The organism is Pantoea sp. EKM103V (assembly GCF_011800365.1).
Classification (GTDB): domain Bacteria; phylum Pseudomonadota; class Gammaproteobacteria; order Enterobacterales; family Enterobacteriaceae; genus Pantoea; species Pantoea anthophila.
The window spans coordinates 1-233 of sequence record NZ_JAALFQ010000072.1; the positions used below are offsets into that span (position 1 = coordinate 1).

Consider the following 233-nt stretch of genomic DNA (forward strand, 5'->3'; position numbering starts at 1 on the left):
CTCAGCGGTGACAATTCGAACCTGTGGTTTCCGGTCGGCAGCGGGGAGGGCTGGTTTGAGGCGGTTGAGCGCATCCTCATCATGAACGGGCTGGCGGAAAACCTGGTGAAGCTGACGCCGCTGCGCGAGGGAAACTATATCGACTGGAAGGCCACTTGGAATCGCCGGGTCACTATCTGATGCCGCAGGGCCGGTCAGACCGGCCCTGATCACCCTGACTGAGAGGAATACAT

The 233-nt window shown here is 60.1% G+C and carries 1 pseudogene; it reads left to right on the forward strand.

The window, feature by feature from the left end:
• Nucleotides 1-180 (forward strand): annotated as a pseudogene (locus HFD97_RS22140) (hypothetical protein); the annotation flags it as partial.
• Nucleotides 181-233 lie beyond the last annotated feature (53 nt).